Genomic DNA, 14,851 nt, shown 5'->3' with positions numbered 1-14,851 from the left:
GGCGTGCTGCTCGTCTCCGCCAACGTCAACGGGGTCCGGGCCGCCGAGCGGCGAGGCGGCATCTCGTGGCTGGCGGCGTCCGGTGCCGACGTCGTGGCCCTGCAGGAGGTGCGAGCGTCCGATGACCAGCTGCGGGCTGCCCTGTCGGGCACCGTGTTCGAGTCGTGGGAGGTCGTGCACGCGCCGAGCGACGCCAAGGGGCGCGCCGGCGTGGCGGTGCTGTCGCGGCGTCCGGTGAAGGAGGTCCGCACCGAGCTGGGCGGGCCGGCCGGGGCGGAGTTCGCCGGTCAGGGCCGCTGGGTGGAGGCCGACGTCCTGGTGGGCGGTGCGGTGGTGACGGTGGCCTCGGCGTACGTGCACACGGGGGAGGCCGGGACGCCGCGCCAGGAGGAGAAGCAGCGGTTCCTGGCGGCGCTCGGGGCGCGGGTCGAGGCGTGGTCGGCCGAGGGGCGGCTGGCGGTGCTGACGGGAGACCTGAACATCGCGCACACCCAGGACGACCTGAAGAACTGGAAGGGCAACCGGGGCAAGTCCGGGTTCCTGCCGGCCGAGCAGGAGCACCTCGACCGGTGGGGCGCCGAGCACGGGCTGGTCGACGTGCACCGCCGGCTGCACGGGCCGGGGCCGGGGCCGTACACGTGGTGGTCGTGGCGGGGGCAGGCATTCGACAACGACGCGGGCTGGCGGATCGACTACCAGCTGGCGACCGCGCCGCTGGCCGCGGCGGCGACGTCGGCCACGGTGGGGCGGGCGCTGACCTACGCCGAGCGGTGGAGCGACCACGCGCCGGTGCTGGTCGAGTACGCGGTCTGACGCCGTCCCCGTCCGGTCGGCCCGTTGTTTCCCGGAACGCCGGTGGCGCGGGCCGCCGGCGTCGTAGCCTCCGCCGCATGACACCTGGGGGAAGCATGCGCACGAAGACCATCTCCGCGTTCGGGACGGCCGTCCTGGTCGCCACGCTCCTGTCGGGCTGTGGCGGGAGCGACGAGGTCGAGCTGGCGTCGGGTGCGGCCCGCCCGCTGGTCGCGGCGGCGAGCACCCCCGACGCCGCGGCCGCCGCGAAGGCGGAGGCTACGGCCAAGGCCCAGGCCGCTGCTGCGGCTGCCGCGGCGAAGGCCCAGGCCGACGCGGCCGCGAAGGCCAAGGCGGAGGCAGCGGCGAAGGCGAAGGCCGCTGCTGCGGCGAAGGCCAAGGCGGTCGCCGCCGCCACGGCGAAGGCCGCCGCGGCGGCCAAGGCCAAGGCAGTCGCTGCTGCCAAGGCCAGGGCCAAGGCCGCTGCTCAGGCGAGAGCCCTCGCTGCAGCTGCGGCTGCTGCCCAGGAGGCTGAGGCTGCCGACGTGTACTACGCGAACTGCTCCGAGGCCCGTGCGGCGGGTGCCGCCCCGGTCCTGCGCGGGGACCCCGGCTACTCGTCCAAGCTCGACCGCGACGGCGACGGGGTCGGCTGCGAGAGCTGACCGCTACGAGCCCGCGCTGGCCCTGGCCGGTGCCGAGGATGGCAGGCGCTCGCGAGACGAGTCACCGTGCCATGAGCGGTCCGCGGGGCGCCCACCGCCCTCCCCGCCAGGCTGGGCCGATGGCTCGGACCTCTGCGAAACCCGCCTGCGAACGCAGTCGAGTCAGTGCCACAATCGTCGAGTGCAGACCGTGACACTCTGGCGTTCGACGGGGCCTCACGAGCTGGCCCTCGTCGAGGCATCAGGGTGGTCCTCGTGGCCGCCGCGGCTCCCCGGCCAGCCGATCTTCTACCCCGTGCTGAACGAGGACTACGCCGTGAAGATCGCTCGCGATTGGAACGTGAAGGCCATGGAGTCGGTTACGTGACCAGGTTCGAGGTAGCGAAGACGTTCCTCGACCGCTTCGAGGTCCACCAGGCCGGCGGGCGGACGATCCTCGAGTACTGGATCCCGGCCGAGGACCTGGGCGAGCTCAACCAGAACATCGTGGGGCGCATCGAGGTCGTTGCCGAGTACCACTGACGCCCAGCGGCATGAGCGTGCGCTGCTATGCCATCCTCTGGGCGTGAATGACGACGCACTTCGGCGGGAGATCCTCGAACTCGGCCTGGAGGATGACATCCCCCTGTGGGAGATCGCAGACGCATGCCGGACTGATGGCTTGATCGCCGCCGGGAGCCCCGGCGTAGACGTCCTCGCAGCATCGCTTGTCGCACTGGCGCGGACGGGCGAGATCAGAATCCGGGTCGGTCGTTGGGACGACCCAGACACGAGAGACGCCGACATCGAAGAGGCCGAGCCACTCCTCAACGACCCGCGGCGGTACTCCTCCGCGGAGGAGATCGCCAACGGGCTGGAGCGGGTCTACTACGTCAATGTGGACAACATCGTCGAGTGACCGCACATCGGCATGAGCGGGGGGTCAGGCGGCCGGCTTTGCGTCGTCGTGGCAGGTTCGCTCGGGCATCGGGTCGTCCCACCAGGGATCGTCGTGGGTGGACCACTCCGGGGTGTCGGGTTCGGGTGCGAGGGGGCCGATGAGGGCATGCAGGAGCTGGGTGGCGGGGCGGGTGGGTGGTTGCGCCGCGCGGAGGAGGGCGAGGTGGTGGTCGTAGGAGCCGGGGGTGAGGTCCCAGGTGACGTAGCGGCCGTGGTGGTCGGGGGTGTCTCGGACGTGGGCCCAGAAGCGCTTGTGGTGGACGTGGGTGTGGTGGCGTGGGCAGAGGAGGGCGGCGTTGGTCGTGTCGGTGGGGCCGTCGTCGGCCCAGTGGCGGATGTGGTGGGCGCGGGCCCAGTCCGGGGGTGTGGTGCAGCCGGGGTAGGTGCAGCCGCGGTCGCGGCGGCGCAGGAGGCGGCGTTGGGGGCGGGTGAAGAGGCGGGCGACCCGGCCGACGTCGAGGGTCTCGCCGTGGGTGCCGAGGACGTAGGGGACCAGGGCGGCGTCGCAGGCGAGGCGGCGCAGGGTCTCGGGTGGGAGCAGGGTGCCGTCGGCGGTCGAGCCGAGGACCTCGGCGGCGCCGGTGCGGTGCTCGAGGTCGGTGAGGTCGATGCTGACGTGCAGGACTGCCCCGTGGGTGGAGGGGTCCCCGGCCTGGTCGGCGGCCTGGGCGCTGGCATCGCTACAGATAGTGGTGAGGGCTTCGACGCGGCGTTGCCCGGCGGGGCGCAGGTCCCGTTCCCCGGTCTCGTCGTTCGGTTGGGGTGCGGAGAGGGGGCCGATGGCGGCTTCGAGGGTGGCGGCCTGTGCGGGGGTCATCCACAGCTGGTACTCGGTCAGGTCCCCGGACTCGATGCGCGGCGAGGACAGCCTCGCAGCCGCGGCCAGCGTGTCGTGGAGCTGGTCGAACGCGCCGTGGTGGCCGTGCTCGGCGACCAGCCGCGGCCGCAGGCGGCGCATCATCGCCGGGCCCCACGCGGCGGCCAGGTCGACCAAGCCCTCGACCACGGTCGACACCGCGTCGGGCCGCAGCAGGGGTTCGAGGCGGGCGGCCTCGCGGAGGACCGCGCACCCCGTGCCGGCCTCGAGGGTGCCCGCACGCACCGCGGACCAGACGATGCCGACCGGGGAGGCCGCGTCGGGGTCACGGCGTTCGAGGCCGGTGTCGCGCGCGGTGACCTCCTGCGCGACCCGGGCGACCGCGGCGGCCCCGCCCTGACGCAGCGACGGCGCGTGCTCGCGCACCCACGCGTGCACTCCCGAGCCGGTGCACTCACCCCGTCGGGTCGCCTCCACGACCACCTCGACCCGTGCGGCCGACGCGGACGCCACGACGGCGTCGAGCTCACCCATCAGGGCCGCGAGGTCCTCCGCGGACGCGGTCGCCAGCACCTCACCCAGACTGCCGATCGCGGCGCGGGCAGCGGCGATCGCGGAGCGTCGCTCCGCGATCCCCACCGTCCCCCTGGTCATGCTCCATAGTATCGAACAGACGTCCGACAGTCCAGGACATCCACCGGTTGGCTGAGACGAGTTCCGCATCACCAGAGGCGCATTCGCCACAGAGGGCCCGCACGTCCCATCCCGGGTCGACGGCGTCGGCACCGCCATGGCGGAGCTCGCCGGACGCTGCCGGCCACCCGCGTCGAGGGCCCCCAGGACGCATCACGGCCGAGGGCGGACGCCGAACCAGGACCGCATCGGACCCCCGGAGGGCAAGCCCCGCGTGGTGGGATGACGCGCATGGCGACGCTCCCGACCACCGACGACTCGCTCCTCGTGCGGACCGCGTTCCGCGACGACGACGGATGGGCCGCCCTCCGCGACGCCGTGGCCGAGGAGAACGCCGACGGGTTCCGCGCCTACGTCACGGTGGTCGACGACCCCGACCAGGCCGACGCCTCCTGACAGGACCTGCGCGAGGCCGTGCGCGACGGCGGCTCCGACGCGGCGGTGCTCTTCGTCGCGGACGAGCAGGCCGTCGGCCCGGACCACCCGGTCCTCGTCGTCGACCTCGGTGACGACGCCCGTCCGCCGTTCCGCTGCGTGGCGGCGGAGCTGTGGTCGGTCGACAACAACCTCAACCTGGCCAACATGGGCTAGGAGGAGTTCGCGGACGCCACCGGCGGCGACGGCGTCTTCCGCGGGATCCCGACCGCCTGACCCACCGTGCCGAGCCGAGCGCCTGACCCGCCGCCGGCCGGGAGACCGGTCGGCCACCTGCGCGCCGGCCCGGCCGCCCCGACCTCAGGCGTCGCGCGCGGCGGGCGGCCCGGCCGTGACCGCGAACGACCGCGGCTCGCGCCACCCCCGCGCGGCGAAGGCCGCCGCGATGGCGTCGCGCGCCACCTCCACCGAGCCCGCCGGCAGCAGGGCGATGGACGACCCGCCGAACCCGCCGCCGGTCATCCGCGCGCCCAGGGCGCCCGCCCCCACCGCCGCATCCACCGACACGTCGAGCTCGGCGCAGCTGACCTCGTAGTCGTCGCGCAGCGAGGCGTGCGAGGCGAGGAAGAGCCGCCCCACCTCGCCGAGGTCGCCGGCCCGCAGCGCCGCCACCGTCTCGCGCACCCGGGCGATCTCGGTGACCACGTGACGGGTCCGCCGGCGCTGCTCGTCGTCGCCCAGCCGGGCCAGCGCGGCATCCAGCCCCTCGACCGGCACCTCGCGCAGCGACGCGACGCCCAGCGCCGCCGCCGCCGCCTCGCACGCCCGCCGCCGGCTCTCGTACTGGCCGTCGTTGAGGGCGTGCGTGGCACGGGTGTCGGTGACCAGCAGGACGTGGTCGACCGCCGCGAGGTCGAAGGGCACCTGCTCGGTCGCGCCGTCGCGGCAGTCGAGCAGCAGGGCCGCGCCCTCCCCGCACAACAGCGCGGCCGACTGGTCCATCCCGCCCGTCGCCGCCCCGGCCACCTCGTTCTCGGCCCGCACGCACGCGGCCGCCAGCCGAGCCCGCCCCTCGGCGTCCGCCAGCAGACCGAGCCCGAACAGGTCGCTGGCCGCGGCCCCGACCGCGCACTCCAGCGCCGCCGAGCTCGACAGGCCCGCGCCCACCGGCACCTCGCTGTCGACGCTGACGTCCATCCCGCGCACCGCGAACCCGTCCTCGCGCAGGGCCCAGAGGACGCCCGCCACGTACGCCGTCCAGCCCTTGGGGGACCCCGCCACCACGTCCCCGATGCGCACCTCGACCACCTCGGGACCCCCGTCGCCCTGGGCCGAGTGCATCCGCAGCAGGTCGTCGTCGCGGGCCGTGCAGGCGGCGGTCGTGCGCTGCCGCAGGGCGATCGGCAGGACCAGCCCCGCGTTGTAGTCGGTGTGCTCGCCGATGAGGTTGACCCGCCCGGGCGCCGACCAGACGCCGTCCGGGGGCCCGCCGAAGACGTCGCGGTGGGTCTGCTCGGGGCTCGTCATGCCGGTGAGTCTAGGGACGTCGGGCAGGGCACAATGGAGGCCATGCCCGCTCACCCCACCCCCGATGGCGTACGCCCTCGCATCCTGTCCGGGATGCAGCCGACGAGCGACTCGCTCCACCTCGGCAACTACCTCGGGGCGCTGGTCAACTGGGTGGGCCTCCAGGCCGAGTTCGACGCCTACTACTTCGTGGCCGATCTGCACGCGCTGACCGTGCCCACCGACCCCGAGGTCCTGCGCCGCCGCACCCGCGTCACCGCGGCCCAGTTCATCGCCGGCGGGGTCGACCCCGAGGTCTCGGCCGTCTTCTGCCAGAGCCACGTGCAGGAGCACGCCGAGCTCGCCTGGGTCCTGGCGTGCCAGACGGCCATGGGCGAGATGAACCGGATGACGCAGTACAAGGACAAGACCAGCAAGGGTCACAACGCCAACGTCGGCCTCTTCACCTACCCGGTGCTCATGGCCGCCGACATCCTCCTCTACGACGCCGCCTTCGTGCCGGTGGGCGAGGACCAGCGCCAGCACCTCGAGATCACCCGCGACCTGGCGGAGCGGATGAACGCCCGCTTCGGCGAGGTGCTGACCGTGCCCGAGCCGTACATCCTCAAGGAGTCGGCCAGGATCATGGACCTGCAGGACCCCACGTCGAAGATGAGCGGGTCCATCTCGTCCGACAAGGGCCTGGTCCTGCTGAGCGACGAGCCGGGCCGCATCGCCAAGAAGATCCGCTCGGCCGTCACCGACACTGACGCCGAGGTCCGCTACGACCCCGAGGCCAAGGCCGGCGTCTCGAACCTGCTGGTCATCCACTCCGTCCTGTCCGGCACCCCGATCGCCCAGGTCGAGGCCGAGTTCGCGGGTCGCGGCTACGGCGACCTCAAGAAGGCGGTCGCCGAGGTCGTCGTCGACGCCGTCACGCCGTTCCGGACCCGGATGGCCGAGCTGCTCGACGACCCCGCCGAGCTCGACCGCATCCTCGCCCGGGGCGCCGAGCGGGCCGCCGAGGTCGCGGCGGCGACGATGTCCCGGGTCCGCGACGCCGTCGGCCTGCTGCCGGCCGCCCGCTGAGGGGGACCCATGCCGCTCCACGGAGTCGCCGTCACCGTCCCTCAGCCCTGGGGGGAGCAGCTGCAGTCGGCCCGTGAGGAGTTCGGCGACCCGATGGCCTCGGCGATCCCGCCGCACGTCACGCTGCTGCCGCCCACGCCGGTGGACCCCGACGACCTCGAGCCGTTCGCGGCCCACCTGCAGCGGGTGTGCGCCGAGGTCGCGCCCTTCGAGATGGTGCTCGCCGGCACCGGCACCTTCCGGCCGGTGTCGCCGGTGGTCTTCGTGCAGGTCTCGAGCGGCATCGCCCCCTGCGAGCAGCTCGAGCAGGCCGTGCGGTCGGGGCCGGTCGAGCGGGTGCTCGAGTTCCCGTACCACCCCCATGTGACGATCGCGCACCACCTCGGAGAGCCCGAGCTCGACCGCGCCTTCGAGGGGATGGCCGACTTCCGCTGCGAGTTCCCGGTCACCAGCGTCGAGCTCTACCAGCACGACCCCGACGGGGTCTGGCGCGTCCTGCGCTCGTTCGACCTCGAGGGGACGCCCGCGGGCTGAGGGCCGCCGCGGGGGCGTCAGGCCGCCCGCACCGGCCGCTCGGCGTGCATCGCCATCGCCGCCCGGTAGTGGTCGACCAGCTCGTCGACCACCCCCGGCCAGGTGCGCCCCTCGACCGCGACGCGCCCCGCCATCCCCAGCAGCGCCCGCCGCTCGGGGTCGGCGACCAGGGCGCGTACCCGGTCGGCGAGGTCGCCCGGGACGTCGGGGTCGAAGAGCAGCCCGGTCCGGTCGTGCTGCACGAGGTCGAGCGGCCCGCCGCGAGCCGGTGCGACCACCGGCAGCCCGCCGGCCGCGGCCTCCTGGAGGGTCTGCCCGAAGGTCTCGCGGGTCCCGGGGTGGACGAACACGTCGAGCGCGGCGTAGGCGTCGGCCAGCGCCTCGCCGCTGCGCTGCCCCAGCAGTACCGGGGGCCGGTTGGGCCGGCCCGGCATCGAGGCCACCGCCTCGGCCAGCCGCATGCCCGTGCGCACCCGGGCGGGTCCGTCGCCCACGACGACCAGGCGCGTCCGCGGGATGCGGGCCACGTCCTCGAGGCGCCACAGCTCCTTCTCGGGGGCGAGCCGGCCGACGTACCCCACCAGGACCTCGCCGTCGGGGGCCAGGCCGGCCCGCAGCGCACCCACCCCGAGCCGCCGGGACGGGTGGTAGAGCGTGGTGTCGACGCCCCGGCCCCACCGTGCCGTGTCGCGCACCCCGTGGGCGGCCAGCTCGGCCAGGGTCGGGGTCGACGGCGCCAGGGTCAGCGTGGCGAGCCCGTGCACGCGGCGGATCCAGCGCCAGGCCGCGCCCGCTGCTCCGGCCCCGACGGCGCCGGGGCCGTGCTGCGCGAGGTAGCTCGGCATGTCGGTCTGGTACACCGCGACCGCCGGGATGCCGAGCTGGTCGGCCAGCGACAGCGCCCGGGCCCCCAGCACGAAGGGGGAGGCGACGTGCACCACATCGGGGGCGAAGTCGGTGAGGACGTCGCGCACCGCCCGGGTCGGGACGCCGAGCGGGAAGGCCCGCACCGACACCGAGGGGACGGCGACCACCGGCACGCCGGCGTGCTCGGCGGGCGCCGGCCCCGGGCAGACCACGACGACGTCGTGACCGTCGGCGGCCAGGCACTCGACCACCCGGCAGGCGCTGGTGGTGACGCCGTTGAGCGTCGGCAGGAAGGACTCGGTGACGACGGCGATGCGCACGCTCCGAGGCTGGCCGGGCCGGGCGACCGGAGCACGACGGGCGGATGGGTGTCGGATGAAGCCCGGGTGACCGGCTACCCTCGCAGCCATGCCGGAGGTCGACGGGTTCTGGGGGGTCGTGCCGGCCGGGGGAGCGGGTACCCGGCTGTGGCCGCTGAGCCGCGCCGCCCGGCCCAAGTTCCTCCTCGACCTCACCGGCAGCGGGCGCACCCTGCTGCAGGGCACCGTCGACCGCCTGACGCCGCTCACCGGCGACCGGGTCGTCGTCGTCACGGGCGCCTCCCACGCCGAGGCCGTGGCGGAGCAGCTGCCGCAGCTCGGCGCCGACCGCGTCCTGGCCGAGCCCGCCCCCCGCGACTCGATGGCCGCCATCGGGCTGGCCGCCGCGGTCGTCGAGCGCGCCGACCCCGGCGCCGTCATCGGGTCCTTCGCCGCCGACCACGTCATCCCGGACGCCGAGACCTTCCGCACCGCCGTGCGCGAGGCCGTCGAGGTCGCGCGCGACGGCCACCTCGTCACCCTCGGCGTCGAGCCCACGCATCCGGCGACCGGCTTCGGCTACATCCGCGCCGGTGACGCGCTGACCGGCTTCCCCACCGCGCGGCGCGCCCGCGAGTTCGTCGAGAAGCCGGACGTCGAGCGCGCCACCGCCTACCTCGCGTCCCGCGAGTACCTCTGGAACGCCGGGATGTTCGTGGTCCGCGCCGGGGCCCTGCTCGACCTCCTGGCGCAGTGGCATCCCGAGCTGGCGGCCGGCGTGCGCGCCATCGCCGCCGACCCCGAGCGCTTGGACGACATCTGGCCCGGGCTCGAGAAGATCGCCATCGACCACGCCGTCGCCGAGCCCGCTGCGGCGGCGGGGCGCGTGGTGGTGGTGCCGGCGCCCTTCGGCTGGGACGACGTGGGCGACTTCGCCAGCCTCTCGACGCTGCTGCCGGCGGCCGAGGGGCCGATGACCGTGGTCGGCGACCCCGCCGACGTGACCGCCGTGGATGCCGAGGGCCTCGTCGTCGCGGCCGGGGGTCGCCGGGTGGCGGTCGTGGGGCTCGACGACGTGGTGGTCGTCGACACCCCGGATGCCGTGCTGGTCACCACGCGGGCGCGGGCGCAGGACGTCAAGCAGGTCGTCGACGCCCTCAAGGCCTCCGGCCGCTCCGACCTCACCTGAGGGGCCCGGGGCCTTCCCGGGGGCTCCGCCCTCCGGGCCGCGTCGAGTGGGGGTGACACGCCGACGTCACGCCCCGGACACCTGCGTGTCGCCTCCACTCGACGGGGTGCGGGGGCGCGCGGGCGCGCGGGCGCCCCGGGCCGGGACGGTCAGGCCGCGTCACGCCGCCGGTACGCCCGCGCGCCCACGCCCGCCAGCCCGGCCGCCACGGCGGTGAGCACCACGGCCGGCAGCACCGCGAACGACCCCGCCGGCAGCGACGACAGGTGGGTGAACGGCGACAGGTCGAGCACCCACGGCGGCAGGTCGGTGAGCGGCCCGACCTCGCTCACCAGGAAGGCGGCCAGCAGCACGCCCCACGCGAAGGGCGCGAGCCGCGGGCGGGCCCCCACCAGCAGGGCCGCGACGCCCATCATCACCCAGACCACGGGCAGCGCCGCGAGGCAGGCTCCGACCGACGCCGCCACCCCTGGGGCGCCCGGCGCGACCGTCGGACCCACGAGGCCGACGACCAGCCCCAGCAGCGCCATGAGCGCCGTCGACAGCACGACCGGGAGGGCGAGATGCGCCCCGAACCAGCGGAGGCGCGTCGTCGGGGCGGCCAGGACGACCTCGCCGAGGCCGGTGCGCTCGGCGGCGACCAGCCGGAGCACCAGCGCCACCCCCATCGCCGCCACGGCCGCGGCGACGACGTGGATCTCGGCCGCCACGTACACGTCCTCGAACGCCCCGGTCGCGCCGCCGAGCTTCTCGAGCAGGTCGCGCACGGCCGGGTCGCTCCCCATGTCGGCCACCGCGCCCAGGAGCGAGCCCACCAGCGCCCCGCCCAGCACCATCCCCACGCCCCACCCGACGACGGTGCCGCGGGCCAGCCGCACGACGAGCGACAGCGGGCCCCGCAGCCGGCGCCCCGCCCGGCGCGGGCCGACGCGGGTGGGTAGCAGCCCGGCCCCGAGGTCGCGGCGGTCGAGGACGGCCACTCCCGCGGCCACGCCGCCCACCAGGGCAGCGAGGCCCAGCCCCAGCACCCACAGCCGGTCGGCGCCGTAGGGCTCGACCCGCCCGGCCCACCCCAGCGGCGAGACCCAGCCCAGGGCGTGGACCCACGTGCCGGACGCCGCGGAGTCGGCGATCGCCCGGAGCGCGAACGCCACCCCCAGGAAGCCGAACCCGAGCCCCGCCGCTCCCCGCGAGGTGGCCGCCAGCTGCACGACGACCGCGGACACCCCGACCGTCGCGAGCCCGGTGGTGAGCCACGCGGCAGCGAACGCGGCACTGCCGGCGGGGTCCATCCCGAGGGCGGCCAGACCGACGCCCGACAGCACCCCCGCCATCACCACCGCCGCGGTGGCCAGCGCCACCGCGGCGGCGAGCGGCGCCGAGCGCCCCACCACGCCCGACCCCAGGAGCTCGAGGCGGCCCTCGTCCTCCTCGGTGCGGGTGTGCCGGCGCACCACCACGAACCCCAGCACCGCGGTGAGGAAGGCGCCCATCATCACGGTCTTGACGACGGCCAGCGCGTCGGCGGTGGGGGAAGGGAGGGGCCCGTACAGCGCGACCACCGACGGGTTGCCGAGCACGGCAGCCAGGCCCCCGGCCGCCGCGGCGTCGGTGGGGTAGAGCGCCAGGGTCGCCCGGGCGGAGCCCACGGCCAGGACCACCAGGCCGGCGACGCTGCTCGGGACGAGGATGCGGTCGCGCCGCCACGCCAGCCGCAGCAGCGACACCGTGCCCGCGAGCCGGGTCGCCCAGGGCGCCGGGCGCGACGCCTCTGCGACGGGAGCGACGGTGGTCGTCATGCCGGCTGCCCCGCCTGCGTCTGCGGTGCCGCCTGCGGCGTCTCCGCCTGTGGCGTCTCCGCCTGCGGCGTGTGCGCCTGCGGCGTCTGCGGTGCCGCCGACCGGTAGCGGGCCAGGAACAGCTCCTCCAGCGTCGGCGGCCGGCACGTCAGGCCGGTGACCCCTCGACGGCCGAGAGCCGCGACGAGGTCCCCGAGGTGCTCGGCGTCGACCGTGCAGGAGAGCGCGTCGCCGTCGACCACGACCTCGTGGACACCGGGCCACGAGGACGCCTCGGCGGCGGTCGGTGGCTGCCGGAGCACCGCGTGCACCCGCGTGCGGGTGAGGTGGCGCAGCTCGTCGAGGCTGCCGGTCTCGACGACCCGGCCGGAGCGCACGATGCTCACCCGGTCACAGGCCCGCTCGACCTCGCTGAGGATGTGGCTCGAGAGCAGCGTGGTGCGCCCCGCCGCTCGCAGTGCCGCCAGCTCGCGCTGGAACACCTCCTCCATCAGCGGGTCCAGGCCCGCGGTCGGCTCGTCGAGCACCAGCAGCGGGGCGCCGCTGGCGAGCGCGGCCACCAGCGCCACCTTCTGCCGGTTCCCCTTGCTGTAGGCCTTGCCCTTCTTGGTCTCGTCGAGCTCGAAACGCTCGACGAGGTCGCGGCGGCGGTCCTCGTCGATGCCGCCGCGCAGCCGGCCCAGCAGGTCGATGGTCTCGCCGCCGGACAGGGTGGGCCACAGCACGACGTCCCCCGGCACGTAGGCGAGGTACCGGTGCAGCTCCGTGGCGTCCCTCCACGGGTCGCGCCCCAGCACGGTCACCTGGCCCGCGTCGGCCCGCAGCAGCCCGAGGAGGATGCGCAGGGTCGTCGACTTGCCGGCCCCGTTGGGCCCGAGGAACCCGTGGACCTCGCCCTCCCGGACGGTGAGGTCGAGCCCGTCGAGGGCGGTGGTGCGGCCGAAGGTCTTGCGGAGGCCGGTGACGGTGATGGCGTCGTTCACGGTCATCACGCTACGCGTGTTTCAGAACTTTGTGAATGTTGTAATGTTCCGCGCATGGCCCGACCCGCACCCGCCCCGTCCGCCGCCCCCGAGGACCCACACGTCGAGGCCGTCGAGTCGCTCGGCGCCGGGCTGGCCGCCGCCGGCTTCCCGCACCTGCCGGCCCGCGTCTTCGCCGCCCTCCTCACCACCGAGGAGGGCCGGCTGACCTCGGCCGAGCTCGTGGCCCTGCTGCACGTCAGCCCGGCCGCGGTGTCGGGGGCGGTGCGCTACCTCGGACAGGTCCGGATGATCCGCCGCGAGCGTGAGCGGGGATCGCGCCGCGACGTCTACGTGGTGATGGACGACGCGTGGCACGACGTGCTGATGCAGCGTGACCAGCTGTACGCGCCCATCCTCACGGCGCTGGTCGAGGCCCTCGAGGTCGTCGGCGCGTCCTCGCGCGCGGGGCAGCGGGTGCAGCTGTCCGTCGAGTTCCTCGAGTTCGTCCAGCGCGAGATGGGCCAGCTGGCGCAGCGGTGGGAGCAGTACAAGGCCGACCGCCGCCTCGGATGACGCGACGCTCCCCGCCGGCCGGGGCGCGCCACGCCGCCCGGGCTGCCCGGGGCCGATGGGGGACCCCGGCGTAGACTCGCCCCCTCATGAACGACGACGCCCTCCTCGCTGCCCTCGGCGAGCGCATCGCGTCGCTGGCGCCCGAGCTCGTCGAGCTCCGGAGGGACCTGCACGCCCATCCCGAGCTGTCCCGCGACGAGACGCGCACGACCGCGGAGGTCGCGCGTACCCTCCAGGCCGCCGGCGTCGCCGTCCGCCGGCTGCCCGGTACCGGGCTCGTCGCCGACGTCGGCTCCCCCGAGCCCGCCTACCGCGTGGCGCTGCGTGCCGACATGGACGCCCTGCCGGTGCGCGAGCGCTCAGGGCTGGAGTTCGCGTCCACCCACCAGGGCGTCTGCCACGCCTGCGGCCACGACGTGCACACCACCGCCCTGGTCGGGGCCGTCGTCGCGTTGCAGGGGGTCCAGCACGCCCTCGTCGAGCGCGGCATCGCCGTGCGCGCGGTCTTCCAGGCCGCCGAGGAGGTCATGCCGGGCGGGGCCGTCGACGCCATCGCGGCCGGGGTCCTCGAGGGGGTCGACAGCATCTTCGCGGTGCACTGCGACCCCAGCATCGACGTCGGCCAGGTCGGGCTGCGCGAGGGCGCGCTCACCGCGGCCTGCGACCAGATCGCCGTCGCGCTGCACGGCCGCGGTGGGCACACCTCCCGCCCGCAGCTCACCGAGGACCTGGTCTTCGCCCTCGCCAAGGTCGTCACCGACGTCCCGGCCGCGCTCGGCCGCCGCCTCGACCCGCGCACCGGGGCCGCGCTGGTCTGGGGCCAGATCAACGCCGGCCGGGTGGCCAACGTCATCCCCTCGACCGGCGAGTGCCGCGGCACCCTGCGGATGCTCGACGCCGAGTCCTGGCTCACCGTGGGGCCGCTGCTCGACGAGATCGTCCACGGTGTCGTCTCGCCGTACGGCGCGCAGGCCAAGATCGAGCGCCTCAAGGGCGTGCCCCCGGTGGTCAACACCGGCGACGGCATCTCGGCCTTCCGCCGGGCCGCGCTCGCGAGCGCCCTCACCCCCGTGCCCACCAGCCAGTCCCTCGGCGGCGAGGACTTCTCGTGGTACCTCGCCCAGTGCACCGGGGCCATGGCGCGCCTCGGGACCCGCACGCCGGGCGGGCCCACCTACGACCTGCACCAGGGCGACCTCGTCGTCGACGAGCGCGCGGTCGCCCTCGGCGCCCGCCTCATGGCGACCGTGGCCGTCGTCCGCGGGCTCGACGCCCGGCGGGCCGAGATCCCGGAGGGACACCGATGACCGACCCTGCCAACACCGACGCCCACACCACGAGCGACATCGACTGGGAGGCCCTGCGCGCCGAGGCCGTCCGGATGACCGGGCTGGCGTACTGCCCCTACAGCGGTTTCCCGGTGGGGGTCGCCGGCCTGGTCGACGACGGCCGGATGGTCTCGGGCTGCAACGTCGAGAACGCGGGCTACGGGGTCACGCTCTGCGCCGAGTGCGGGATGGTGTCGACCCTGCACGCCACCGGCGGAGGCAAGCTCGTCGCCGTCTGGTGCGTCGACGGGCGCGGCGACACCCTGATGCCCTGCGGCCGCTGCCGGCAGCTGTTGTGGGAGAACGGGACTCCAGGCACCCTGCTCCAGACGCCCGAGGGCGTGCTGACCATGCGCGAGGTCCTGCCGCAGGCGTTCGGCCCCGACGACCTCGAGTCCCGCCGCCCCTAGGACGAGCGTCT

Annotated in this window: 16 protein-coding genes and 1 pseudogene; 12 read left to right on the top strand and 5 right to left on the bottom strand. The window is 75.2% G+C overall.

The annotated features are described in order from the left end of the window. The first annotated feature begins 3 nt into the window (after positions 1–3). The 5 genes from ATL31_RS10700 (at position 4) to ATL31_RS10685 (ending at position 2,355) form a co-directional block, all read left to right on the top strand. Entirely contained in the window at positions 4–813 is an 810-nt protein-coding gene (locus ATL31_RS10700) for an exodeoxyribonuclease III (RefSeq protein WP_101395757.1), read from the top strand. Positions 814–890: 77 nt separating this feature from the next. Continuing rightward, the gene (locus ATL31_RS10695; RefSeq protein ID WP_101395756.1) at positions 891–1,457 is read left to right on the top strand and encodes an excalibur calcium-binding domain-containing protein; all 567 of its coding nucleotides are present in this window, start codon (positions 891–893) and stop codon (positions 1,455–1,457) included. A 190-nt stretch (positions 1,458–1,647) separates the two neighbouring features. Further along, entirely contained in the window at positions 1,648–1,824 is a 177-nt protein-coding gene (locus tag ATL31_RS16905) for a hypothetical protein (protein ID WP_245862275.1), read from the top strand. Next, positions 1,821–1,979: a hypothetical protein gene (locus ATL31_RS16900; protein WP_245862273.1), complete on the top strand. Its 159-nt coding sequence runs from the start codon at positions 1,821–1,823 to the stop codon at positions 1,977–1,979. Before ATL31_RS16905 ends, ATL31_RS16900 begins: the two co-directional genes overlap by 4 nt. Before the next feature lie 43 nt (positions 1,980–2,022). Then, positions 2,023–2,355 (top strand): hypothetical protein, encoded by a 333-nt coding sequence (locus ATL31_RS10685; RefSeq protein ID WP_101395755.1) that lies wholly within the window; start codon positions 2,023–2,025, stop codon positions 2,353–2,355. Positions 2,356–2,379: 24 nt separating this feature from the next. Here the strand turns inward: ATL31_RS10685 and ATL31_RS17105 are convergent, their stop codons facing one another. Next, positions 2,380–3,867, bottom strand: coding sequence for an HNH endonuclease signature motif containing protein (locus ATL31_RS17105; protein ID WP_158239838.1), 1,488 nt, complete (start codon positions 3,865–3,867; stop codon positions 2,380–2,382). A gap of 261 nt (positions 3,868–4,128) precedes the next feature. Between ATL31_RS17105 and ATL31_RS17185 the strand changes: the two are divergent. Continuing rightward, positions 4,129–4,497, top strand: a pseudogene (locus ATL31_RS17185) (DUF6924 domain-containing protein). A gap of 144 nt (positions 4,498–4,641) precedes the next feature. Here the strand turns inward: ATL31_RS17185 and galK are convergent. Then, complete coding sequence (gene galK / locus ATL31_RS10670) at positions 4,642–5,808, bottom strand: galactokinase (RefSeq protein WP_101395753.1); 1,167 nt, start codon at positions 5,806–5,808, stop codon at positions 4,642–4,644. 42 nt (positions 5,809–5,850) lie between these two features. Between galK and trpS the strand changes: the two genes are divergently transcribed. Together trpS and ATL31_RS10660 are read left to right on the top strand one after the other, a co-directional pair. Then, positions 5,851–6,876: a tryptophan--tRNA ligase gene (gene trpS / locus ATL31_RS10665; RefSeq protein ID WP_211284013.1), complete on the top strand. Its 1,026-nt coding sequence runs from the start codon at positions 5,851–5,853 to the stop codon at positions 6,874–6,876. A 9-nt stretch (positions 6,877–6,885) separates the two neighbouring features. Further along, positions 6,886–7,410: a 2'-5' RNA ligase family protein gene (locus tag ATL31_RS10660; protein ID WP_101395751.1), complete on the top strand. Its 525-nt coding sequence runs from the start codon at positions 6,886–6,888 to the stop codon at positions 7,408–7,410. A gap of 17 nt (positions 7,411–7,427) precedes the next feature. On the opposite strand, the gene ATL31_RS10655 is transcribed toward ATL31_RS10660, so the two are convergent. Continuing rightward, positions 7,428–8,597 carry a glycosyltransferase family 4 protein gene (locus ATL31_RS10655; protein ID WP_211284012.1) on the bottom strand — a complete coding sequence of 390 codons (1,170 nt, stop codon included), beginning with the start codon at positions 8,595–8,597 and terminating at the stop codon, positions 7,428–7,430. An 88-nt stretch (positions 8,598–8,685) separates the two neighbouring features. Here ATL31_RS10655 and ATL31_RS10650 point away from each other — a divergent pair, with 88 nt between their 5' ends. Beyond that, positions 8,686–9,765 (top strand): mannose-1-phosphate guanylyltransferase, encoded by a 1,080-nt coding sequence (locus ATL31_RS10650; RefSeq protein ID WP_101395749.1) that lies wholly within the window; start codon positions 8,686–8,688, stop codon positions 9,763–9,765. 149 nt (positions 9,766–9,914) lie between these two features. On the opposite strand, the gene ATL31_RS17100 is transcribed toward ATL31_RS10650, so the two are convergent. Then, positions 9,915–11,564 (bottom strand): ABC transporter permease, encoded by a 1,650-nt coding sequence (locus ATL31_RS17100; RefSeq protein WP_101395748.1) that lies wholly within the window; start codon positions 11,562–11,564, stop codon positions 9,915–9,917. Next, positions 11,561–12,553: an ABC transporter ATP-binding protein gene (locus ATL31_RS10640; RefSeq protein WP_170062501.1), complete on the bottom strand. Its 993-nt coding sequence runs from the start codon at positions 12,551–12,553 to the stop codon at positions 11,561–11,563. Before ATL31_RS10640 ends, ATL31_RS17100 begins: the two co-directional genes overlap by 4 nt. 48 nt (positions 12,554–12,601) lie before the next feature. On the opposite strand from ATL31_RS10640, the gene ATL31_RS10635 reads away from it, so the two are divergent. The 3 genes from ATL31_RS10635 (at position 12,602) to ATL31_RS10625 (ending at position 14,840) form a co-directional block, all read left to right on the top strand. Beyond that, complete coding sequence (locus ATL31_RS10635; protein ID WP_101395747.1) at positions 12,602–13,102, top strand: GbsR/MarR family transcriptional regulator; 501 nt, start codon at positions 12,602–12,604, stop codon at positions 13,100–13,102. 86 nt (positions 13,103–13,188) lie between these two features. Next, the gene (locus ATL31_RS10630) at positions 13,189–14,409 is read left to right on the top strand and encodes an amidohydrolase (RefSeq protein WP_101395746.1); all 1,221 of its coding nucleotides are present in this window, start codon (positions 13,189–13,191) and stop codon (positions 14,407–14,409) included. Next, positions 14,406–14,840, top strand: a complete 435-nt coding sequence (locus ATL31_RS10625; RefSeq protein WP_101395745.1) for a cytidine deaminase — start codon at positions 14,406–14,408, stop codon at positions 14,838–14,840. Before ATL31_RS10630 ends, ATL31_RS10625 begins: the two co-directional genes overlap by 4 nt. The last annotated feature ends 11 nt before the right edge of the window (positions 14,841–14,851 follow it).

Origin of the sequence: Phycicoccus duodecadis (assembly GCF_002846495.1) — a bacterium.
In the GTDB taxonomy this organism is placed as follows: Bacteria; Actinomycetota; Actinomycetes; order Actinomycetales; family Dermatophilaceae; genus Phycicoccus; species Phycicoccus duodecadis.
Note: the sequence above shows the minus strand (reverse complement) of the source record. Positions and strands in the feature narration are given on the sequence as shown.

Excerpts from the sequence above, each read along its gene's own strand:
- ATL31_RS10695 (WP_101395756.1), top strand. The coding sequence starts at position 891 with ATGACACCTGGGGGAAGCATGCGCACGAAGACCATCTCCGCGTTCGGG.
- ATL31_RS17105 (WP_158239838.1), bottom strand. The coding sequence starts at position 3,867 with ATGACCAGGGGGACGGTGGGGATCGCGGAGCGACGCTCCGCGATCGCC.
- galK (WP_101395753.1), bottom strand. The coding sequence starts at position 5,808 with ATGACGAGCCCCGAGCAGACCCACCGCGACGTCTTCGGCGGGCCCCCG.
- trpS (WP_211284013.1), top strand. The coding sequence starts at position 5,851 with ATGCCCGCTCACCCCACCCCCGATGGCGTACGCCCTCGCATCCTGTCC.
- ATL31_RS10660 (WP_101395751.1), top strand. The coding sequence starts at position 6,886 with ATGCCGCTCCACGGAGTCGCCGTCACCGTCCCTCAGCCCTGGGGGGAG.
- ATL31_RS10650 (WP_101395749.1), top strand. The coding sequence starts at position 8,686 with ATGCCGGAGGTCGACGGGTTCTGGGGGGTCGTGCCGGCCGGGGGAGCG.
- ATL31_RS17100 (WP_101395748.1), bottom strand. The coding sequence starts at position 11,564 with ATGACGACCACCGTCGCTCCCGTCGCAGAGGCGTCGCGCCCGGCGCCC.
- ATL31_RS10640 (WP_170062501.1), bottom strand. The coding sequence starts at position 12,553 with ATGACCGTGAACGACGCCATCACCGTCACCGGCCTCCGCAAGACCTTC.
- ATL31_RS10635 (WP_101395747.1), top strand. The coding sequence starts at position 12,602 with ATGGCCCGACCCGCACCCGCCCCGTCCGCCGCCCCCGAGGACCCACAC.
- ATL31_RS10630 (WP_101395746.1), top strand. The coding sequence starts at position 13,189 with ATGAACGACGACGCCCTCCTCGCTGCCCTCGGCGAGCGCATCGCGTCG.
- ATL31_RS10625 (WP_101395745.1), top strand. The coding sequence starts at position 14,406 with ATGACCGACCCTGCCAACACCGACGCCCACACCACGAGCGACATCGAC.